Annotated in this window: 7 protein-coding genes and 3 pseudogenes; 7 read left to right on the forward strand and 3 right to left on the reverse strand. The window is 50.4% G+C overall.

Translation table 11 applies throughout. The features are described from left to right. Nucleotides 1-4: 4 nt before the first annotated feature. Together ACP3TC_RS02275 and ACP3TC_RS02280 are read left to right on the forward strand one after the other, a co-directional pair. Nucleotides 5-469, forward strand: coding sequence for an MEKHLA domain-containing protein (locus ACP3TC_RS02275; protein ID WP_426817434.1), 465 nt, complete (start codon nt 5-7; stop codon nt 467-469). 174 nt (nt 470-643) lie between these two features. Continuing rightward, a complete protein-coding gene (locus tag ACP3TC_RS02280) occupies nt 644-796 on the forward strand; it encodes a hypothetical protein (protein ID WP_313853842.1) in 153 nt (50 codons plus the stop codon). Between the two features lie 469 nt (nt 797-1,265). Here the strand turns inward: ACP3TC_RS02280 and ACP3TC_RS02285 are convergent, their stop codons facing one another. Continuing rightward, nucleotides 1,266-1,718: a hypothetical protein gene (locus ACP3TC_RS02285; protein WP_426817435.1), complete on the reverse strand. Its 453-nt coding sequence runs from the start codon at nt 1,716-1,718 to the stop codon at nt 1,266-1,268. Nucleotides 1,719-2,732: 1,014 nt separating this feature from the next. Here ACP3TC_RS02285 and ACP3TC_RS02290 point away from each other — a divergent pair. The 5 genes and pseudogenes from ACP3TC_RS02290 to ACP3TC_RS02310 all read left to right on the forward strand — a co-directional run. Further along, entirely contained in the window at nt 2,733-3,992 is a 1,260-nt protein-coding gene (locus ACP3TC_RS02290; RefSeq protein WP_313853840.1) for an aspartate aminotransferase family protein, read from the forward strand. Next, nucleotides 3,992-5,065, forward strand: a complete 1,074-nt coding sequence (locus ACP3TC_RS02295; RefSeq protein ID WP_426817436.1) for a zinc-dependent alcohol dehydrogenase — start codon at nt 3,992-3,994, stop codon at nt 5,063-5,065. Before ACP3TC_RS02290 ends, ACP3TC_RS02295 begins: the two co-directional genes overlap by 1 nt. Beyond that, complete coding sequence (locus tag ACP3TC_RS02300) at nt 5,062-5,700, forward strand: HAD family hydrolase (protein WP_426817437.1); 639 nt, start codon at nt 5,062-5,064, stop codon at nt 5,698-5,700. The genes ACP3TC_RS02295 and ACP3TC_RS02300 overlap by 4 nt, the downstream gene beginning before the upstream one ends. Nucleotides 5,701-5,762: 62 nt before the next feature. Next, entirely contained in the window at nt 5,763-6,908 is a 1,146-nt protein-coding gene (locus ACP3TC_RS02305; RefSeq protein WP_426817438.1) for an MFS transporter, read from the forward strand. Nucleotides 6,909-6,975: 67 nt separating this feature from the next. Then, nucleotides 6,976-7,119, forward strand: a pseudogene (locus ACP3TC_RS02310) (DUF1349 domain-containing protein); the annotation flags it as partial. Between the two features lie 32 nt (nt 7,120-7,151). Here the strand turns inward: ACP3TC_RS02310 and ACP3TC_RS02315 are convergent. Beyond that, nucleotides 7,152-7,413, reverse strand: a pseudogene (locus ACP3TC_RS02315) (phage integrase family protein); the annotation flags it as partial. Between the two features lie 84 nt (nt 7,414-7,497). Further along, nucleotides 7,498-7,820, reverse strand: a pseudogene (locus tag ACP3TC_RS02320) (hypothetical protein). Between the last annotated feature and the right edge of the window lie 116 nt (nt 7,821-7,936).

Raw genomic sequence — 7,936 nt, forward strand, 5'->3', positions numbered from 1 at the left:
AATTATGACAGAGGAAATGCGTGCACTACTGATACTGATTGATAACAGTTTCCGCGTTCATCGTGGTGCTCCGTTGCTCACTCCTGCAGGGATAGCCGATCGACTAAGCTGGTTGCACACTGATGCTCCTTACAGCTTACTGGCCCATGACGGCAGTGAGGATCCACGATTTATCTATGCTAATCATTGCGCACTACGCTGCTTTAATTATACGCAACCACAGATGCTTGGCATGCCTTCGCGCTTCAGTGCATCGGAAGAGGATCGGGAAGAGCGGAAGAGGTTACTTGATATTGTTGATCAAAACGGTATCGCTGATAACTACCAGGGGCCGCGTATCGACAGTCAGGGTAAGCGCTTTATGATTTATGATGGCATCGTCTGGCAGGTGTACGATGAGCAGAGAGCCTCACGAGGCCAGGCCGCACTGTTCTGGCCGCAGCCGCACGACGGGCAATGGCTTATTTAAGCTTTACCTTGGGAAGAGGGGCACTTCTGCCGCGCCTCTCTTTGGCTGTCGCTGCGTTTATAACGCGTGGGTAATGAATAACGGCGGGTCAAAAGCGGTAATAGGTGTAGATATTTCTTTTAAGCTGCAGGTTTAATTGGACTTAAACCGAATTGTTGATAATGAAGATATATTATGATTGATAGTGATATCGAAAAAGCTGTTTTTGATTTGGTTGAGGAATATAACGGTATCAGTTTACTGACGTTTACGCGCTTTGCGTTAAAAAAAGATTTGAATAAAGATTTCAGGATGGCAGAGGATGCGGCGAAAGTCTCGATTTCCTGATTGCATGATTACACCCCAAATTATCAGTCAGGGCAGCGATACCTTCATATAACCGCCGGAGCCTGTATTCGGAGTGAAGGTTTGACGCATTTACTATCTTCCTCAAGGCGAGTTTTGTATTGAGTGTTTCACTGCCAGAGTGAATTTATTTACCACATCAAATTTTAGGATGTGTTGGACTATCTCTTTGTGAGAAATCAGACCGGAAAAAACTGAAGGAGATAGTTTACGATGTCAGGCTCTGGGTAGCAGATCGGTTCAGGCTGGGCACTTACTGTGCGCCTGAGAATTAATCCGTTATAACAATAAACGCCGACAGTGCTGACTGTTGCTTTCAGTGCTGGCGGCGTTGAACAATGAGCTCCGTGAGGCGCTAATTAATATGATATGATATGATATGATATGATATGTGGGTATTAATCTGCTGGCCGCGTATCGAATAACTGATAATGTCACTTAGCGAATAAACTTATCCTCTATATTTGACACTAAGGTTGCCATTTTCAACAAAACTTATTTTACTTATGCTGCCACTTCCTACAAGAAATGGTACTTCATTATTCAATTTTTTGATAATTTTCTTATCGTTTCCTGTAATTTCACCGCTCACATAAAAGCGATATATAATGGGTGCGGTAGCGTCACCCTCTCTGTTTTTAGTGGTATAAAGCCACAGGCAGTCATTAATCTTATAGACATGTTGTAGCTCGTCCTCTGAGCGCGTATCGTCTGTACGATTCAGATACACGAAACCAACGACCAGAATTAATAAAAACATAGTCAAAAGACTATGCATCCATTTAATAACCGTTCTGGCGCGCATACTCAATCCCTTCACTGATATAACGTTGGTCGGTTGGGTCATCACCATAAGGAGGCTTTTAATACCAGTTTCCCCACTCGGGCTTAGATGTTCCTGCATGGCTTTAAGCTCATCCAGCGCCCATCAGCAAGATGTTCTCTGGTATTCCCGCAGCGATACCTGCTGCCCCAAAATTAAAATTTCCAAAGTTGGCGAAGTAGGGATTGAATTGCTTGTAATCCCATCTGCCTCGATTTCTGACCATTTGATAAAACCAATAGTAAGTCGATGTTGATGCCATATTTGTAATACCAGCGTACCGCCCGCAGGGCTTTAGCTGAAAATGCGGCCTTTGAATGGGTTCATGTGCTGCTCCGCCAGCAAAAGGAGTCGAAAAATTTTACCACACCCATTTATTTACAGCAGCGCCAGATCAACTCCCTGTCGATCAATGGCGTATAAAGCTTAATCACATCGTCAGAGAAGCGACTCCCAAGGGAACATCGGCGCCAGCGGGTATCGTTAACTTAAGATACAAAAGCTGTCTGGAGATGGCGGGTCAAGTTCAGTCTATCTCTCCTCCCCTTAGTCACAAATCAACAGAATAATTAAAGAAATAAGAATTAATTATACATAAACGCTTCGTAAACGAAGTCGATAAACCCTTTCAAAATTGTGGTTATGATCGCATAATGATCAAATACAAGAAGTTATTAAAAAACAAAGCGTGAAAAAGGGGGTGGGGATGGAAAAAATGCGCAATCAAAAGTTAAGTGAATGTAACTAGTTTCGTTGGTTGATATTCGCTGGCGGTCGCCTACTCAAGGCGGGACACGCCGCACAGATTGCGCAGCAGTACAGTGTTAACGCTGCGGCAACACGGCGTCAAACATCAACGTATGCTGGAGAGGGCAATTTTCCGTCAGGAATAATACGATGCTAACAGCAAGATTGTTCGCCGCCTTAAATCCGGACTTTCAGGGAAATTGCGCTTGATAATAAGTATAAGACACTTAGCGTGTAACGAATGATATAGCTATAAAAATAATAGCAATCCGGTTAGAACGCCGCTTCTTACACCTCATACCCTGCAGGTGAATAATGTTGATAATATAATTATACGGGATGGTTAATATGAAAAATAATCGTGATAACTTCGATGCAATGATCGGCCGTTTTAAGGGAGATGGGCCATATTTGCGTGATGGCGAAGTCATTTTAATTGATGCAGCTTCAGGGACGTTCAATCTGCCTTTTGGATATACACATCCGCGCTTGACAAATAAGCTCAAAGAGCAAATAGAACGCTGTGCGCATTTAAGCTCAGCCTATACCAAGCCGATGGCAGAAAATATTCTGGCGCAATTAAAACCCTATTTACCAGTCGGAATTAATCGTATTTGGCTGAGGGATGTTTCGGGCTCGGGGGCGGTAGAAGGAGCAATCCGCATGGCACAAAAATATACCGGCCGCTCAGGCGTAATCTCACTATTCGCCTCACATCACGGCCAGTCGCTGGCTACGGCAAGCATCTCTGGAAATGCTTTCCGCCTGGCACATTTTGCTAACCATATCGAAGGGTCATTTAAAATCCCTACGCCTGATAGCGTGCTGGCCGACGCGGCCGATGCCGAAAGCGCGAGTGCAGAATTTATTACTGAGCTGGAGGATTCTTTCTGTTACGGCTCAAGTGGGAAAGTGGCATGTCTGATCATGGAGCCCGTGCTGGGTAATGGCGGTAATATCGTCCTGCCGGTAACGTTCTATCGCCAGATCCGCGAGTTTTGTACCCGACATGACATTGTCCTGATTGCAGATGAAGTTCAGACCGGATTTGGTCGCACGGGAACATTCTTTGCCAGCACAGGCTACGCCAACGCTCTTCAGCCCGACATAATTGTCTTTGCCAAGGGCGCCGGCGGAATCGGTATTCCGACGGGAGGCATCCTGATGAAAGAGAAGCTCGACGTCCTGGCCGCTTATGAGCACTCTAATACCTCCGGTGCTAACCCGCTGTCGCTGACGGCGCTGCATGAAACCATTGCGATCATTGAAGACGAACAGCTGTTAGACAATGTGCAGCGTCACGAAGCATATCTGCGCAATGCTCTGCTGGGTTTGCAGAAAAAGCATCCGTTAATCAGCCGCGTCCGGGGATTGGGATACATGTTTGGTTTTGATACTCCCAGCCCGGAAATCGCCGCACAGGCGATTGAGCTGGCTGCAAGCCAGGGATTGATCATTCGGGGATCGCGCTACGGTAAAGGCAGCGCAATTAAGATTCGCCCGCCGCTTGTCTGCGAACGCCGTCACCTCGACGAAATTATTCAAAAACTGGACCTCGCTTTCACCGCGTTGGAAAGCGCGGATCGTGCTATGCAGGAGGCCATTTGATGAAAGCCCTGAAATTTAACGCCGTATGGGATATTACTCCCGTTGAAGTGCCCTCGCTTTCATGCATTGATGCTGATGACGTCATCGTCGCGATTGAAGTCTGCGGTATATGCGGTACCGACGTTGGTATCATCACCGGCGACTACCCGGTTGCCGTGCCCGGTACCACATTGGGGCACGAATCAACCGGCACGGTCCTGGCGATCGGACCCGATGTCAGCCGTTTCAAACCGGGTGATCGGGTGGTGATCAATCCGACCTACTCCTGCGGTACCTGCCGCATGTGCCAGATTGGCAATATGAATCACTGTGAGCAAAAACACGGCACAGAAGCCGGTGTGTCTTACGATGGTACGTTTGCCGACCAATATCGCACCAAAGAGAGTGCCTTGCTGGCGCTGGATGATAACGTCAGCTTTGAAGCGGGCGCCCTGACTGAACCTCTGAGCTGTACCCTGACCGGCGTGGATAAATTGAATATCACGCACAGCGCCCTGCGCGCTGCCGTCATCGGTGCCGGCCCAATGGGGCTGCTGTATCTGTGGAGTCTGTACTTGCGCGGCATCACAGCTTTTATGGTGGAAAAAAACCCCCATCGCCTCGCGTTTGCTCGCGGTGTTTTACCAGATGGATGCCGCCTGTACACGGACTTTGCCGAAGCAATGGCCTGCGAATATGGCAACGACGCGCTGTTGGATCTCTGCGTCGACACCACGGGTTATCTCGCTGAAACCGTTTTTGCCCGACTGGCTCCGGGAGGAAAACTGCTGAATGTTGCGCTGAAAGACGCAACGGCAAACCTGGACGTGCTGAAAATCGCCGATAAAAGCCTCTCGATAATCGGATCGATCGACTCTCTGAATAACAGTTTTGAACGAGCCTATGCGTTAATCCGCGACGGAAAAATCCCGGCTGAGAGACTGGTCAGCCACCACTTTACTTTTGATGACTATCGTCAGGCTTTTGCCACCGTCGGCTGCGACATAGACGGAAAAACGCCGCGACCGATTACCGAACCGGGCTGCAAAGTGATGCTGCGCATTCGTTCCCAGGCAAGGGAGGAACAGGTATGAGCACACTGAGTGTTATTTTCGATATCGACGGCGTAGTGGTCGACAGCGAACAGCTGCACTTTGACGTCCTCTCCGGGCTGCTTCCTGATCACACCCGCGGGGTGACGGCTGAGCAGCTGATCGGCCTCAGTCTGGAAGAAACGCTATTGAAGATCGGAATTGATGCCGCACAGCATGGCAATCTGACACGCCGTATTGTCGAGGCATATCAGGCCTCGCTGGGGCCTCGCTATCTGCGACCGGGGATTCGCGGTCTCGTTCATGGACTGAGCGAACGAGGTATTCCGTTCGGCTTTGTCTCTACCGCGCCGCGGGATATTTGTCTGGCTAATCTGGCCACACTGGCGCTGCCACAGGAGCCACCGCTGGTTGCCGGCGACGATATCACTCGCACCAAACCCTGGCCCGATCCCTATCTGGCCATGCTGGCGCACCTTGATGTCGCCGCCGCACAGACAATAGTGGTTGAGGATACTGACTTAGGAATTCAGTCCGCCACAGCAGCCGGCATCACGCAAGTCTATGCCTGGCCGCACGCACTGTCCGGGAGCGAGCGCTATCATCAGGCACACGCAGTGATCGAAACGCTGAATGATATCGCACCCTTAAGGGCAATACAGGCGGTCTCCGCCTGATGCTCATCCCTATCCGGCGCGCTTAGCGCCGGATACTTTCGTTTGCAGAGCGCGTACCTATCATGATGAAAGATGCAACATCCTATTCACTTACAAACGCCATCGGGGCAACGCGAAGGGCTTTTTTTATCGCCGGCTTTACACTGGCCGCCTGGGCCCCTTTAATTCCGTTGGCCAGAGACCGAATGATGGCAGACAATGGCACAATGGGCCTGGTGCTACTGGCTTTTGGCCTCGGTTCCCTGCTGATGATGCCTTTATCTGGCATGCTGGCAGCACGTTTTGGCTGCCGCCTGGTTTTCACTACCGCTGCGGGGCTGGTGCTGGCCACACTTCCGGCGCTGGTGCTCACTGACGAGCCCTCCTCGCTGGGCACGTCCCTGTTTATTTTTGGTGCCGGTATCGGCGCTATGGACGTGGTAGTCAACATTCACGCCGTGCGGGTTGAAAAACTGGCTGGGCGCCCTATCATGTCTGGCTTCCACGCCTTATTCAGCATCGGCGGTATCGCCGGCTCTGGCATTGCCAGCCTGCTATTGAGCTATGGTTTTACGCCGCTGCTCACGGTAAGTCTGCTGATCGCAGGCGTCCTGTTGCTGCTGCTACGCACCGCCGGCCGTCTGCTTCGGGAACCGGAATCCACCGACGCTCCGCTGTTTGCGTTACCAAAAGGGATTGTTATTCTCCTCGGTTTCCTGTGCTTCATTGCCTACATTATGGAGGGAGCGATGTTGGACTGGAGCGGTATTCTGCTGACCAGCGAAAATCACATCAACGCCCAACATGCGGGTATTGGCTATATTCTTTTTGCCTGCGCCATGACGGCAGGCCGACTGTCCGGAGACCGCTTGATCAAGGCCTTTGGCCGCTTTCGGATTTTTCTCTTCAGCTCACTAATCGCTACACTGGGCTATGGCTGCGTCATCGTCGGCGGACACCTGATGATTATGCTGGCTGGTTTTTTCCTGATCGGTTGTGGATTATCCAATCTGGTACCCATTCTCTTTACCGCGGCGGGCCGGCAGCAAGTGATGCCCGGCGCGTTGGCCGTTGCAGCGATCTCCAGCATTGGCTACTCCGGCATTCTGCTGGGACCAGCGCTGATTGGTGCCGTGGCTCATCTTTACAGCCTCGCCTGGGCATTCATGCTGGTCACGATAATGTCCCTCTGCCTGCCGCTGTGCAGCAATATTATGCGCCAGAGATAGCAGCCTGAGGCGTCAGCGCGTGGCATCATTTGAAAAAAGGAAACGATATGCCGATCAGGCCGGGTTGATGATTGAACAGGATACCGAACATTGGTGCAAATCCGGCATCGAGTACGCCGATGCTCTCTGCATAATGAGCAGCGTATTAACCGATATGCGGTCGGACTGGTCTACCGGCGTTTTTCACGGTAATCCCCATCGATTCTGGATGCGAGCCACGCTGGAGAACGGGGTGTTGCGGCGCCAGGGAAATATCACTCCGGGTCAGCGCAAGGGCCTCATTAAAACGCGCGCCCGTGTTCCAGAGTGTTGCCAGCAGCATCTTGCGGTGCAGATCGGGTACGTAATGGAGCAGGGCGCTCACTTCTGGTGCCAACAGGTATTTCGGCAGTTCGTCCTGAACGAGGGGCATCTGACGCAGGGCCAGCGCGGCAGGATAATCGATGGTCACCGGCCGCTGCGCGGCGGAAAACGAAACGCCCTGGTCTGGTACTGCCGGCATCATTGCTTGTTGTCCTTAGTGGACAGGTATTGCTCTGTAAGCTTCAGCAGCGAAACCATCTCATCGGTTACCTGCGCAGCCACTGGGTCATGGTTTATCCTGGTTCATTCTCTTTTCGCCAAACCGCTCTGGCACTTCATCAAATATAAGCATATGGCGGGTACGCTTTCCGCTAAAAATACGGCGCATCATCGGCATATAATCCGCAGGCTCCCTGTAGTAAATCCCTTACTTCAGCGTCTTATTCCGTCGCTCAGATCCTGCAACGATGCGCCAGATCTCCCTGCTAATCGCTTCACCTCGCAAACCGTGCTGCCCGAGATAGCGGCGCGGCCGCGTTCTTGCCACCCTTGGGGCTGATTTACGTAAGAATTAACATTCATATGCTGCGTGGCAACATCACAGGCCATTTTTTTGTAATGATAATTATCAATGGATTTTAAACATCTTTAATTTTTTATAAGAATATTCCTATTTTTGTAAATAAAACGACTACAATTTATGACAGAAAATTTTATTCTGTAAA

The organism is Winslowiella sp. 2C04 (genome assembly GCF_050037805.1).
In the GTDB taxonomy this organism is placed as follows: domain Bacteria; phylum Pseudomonadota; class Gammaproteobacteria; order Enterobacterales; family Enterobacteriaceae; genus Erwinia; species Erwinia toletana_A.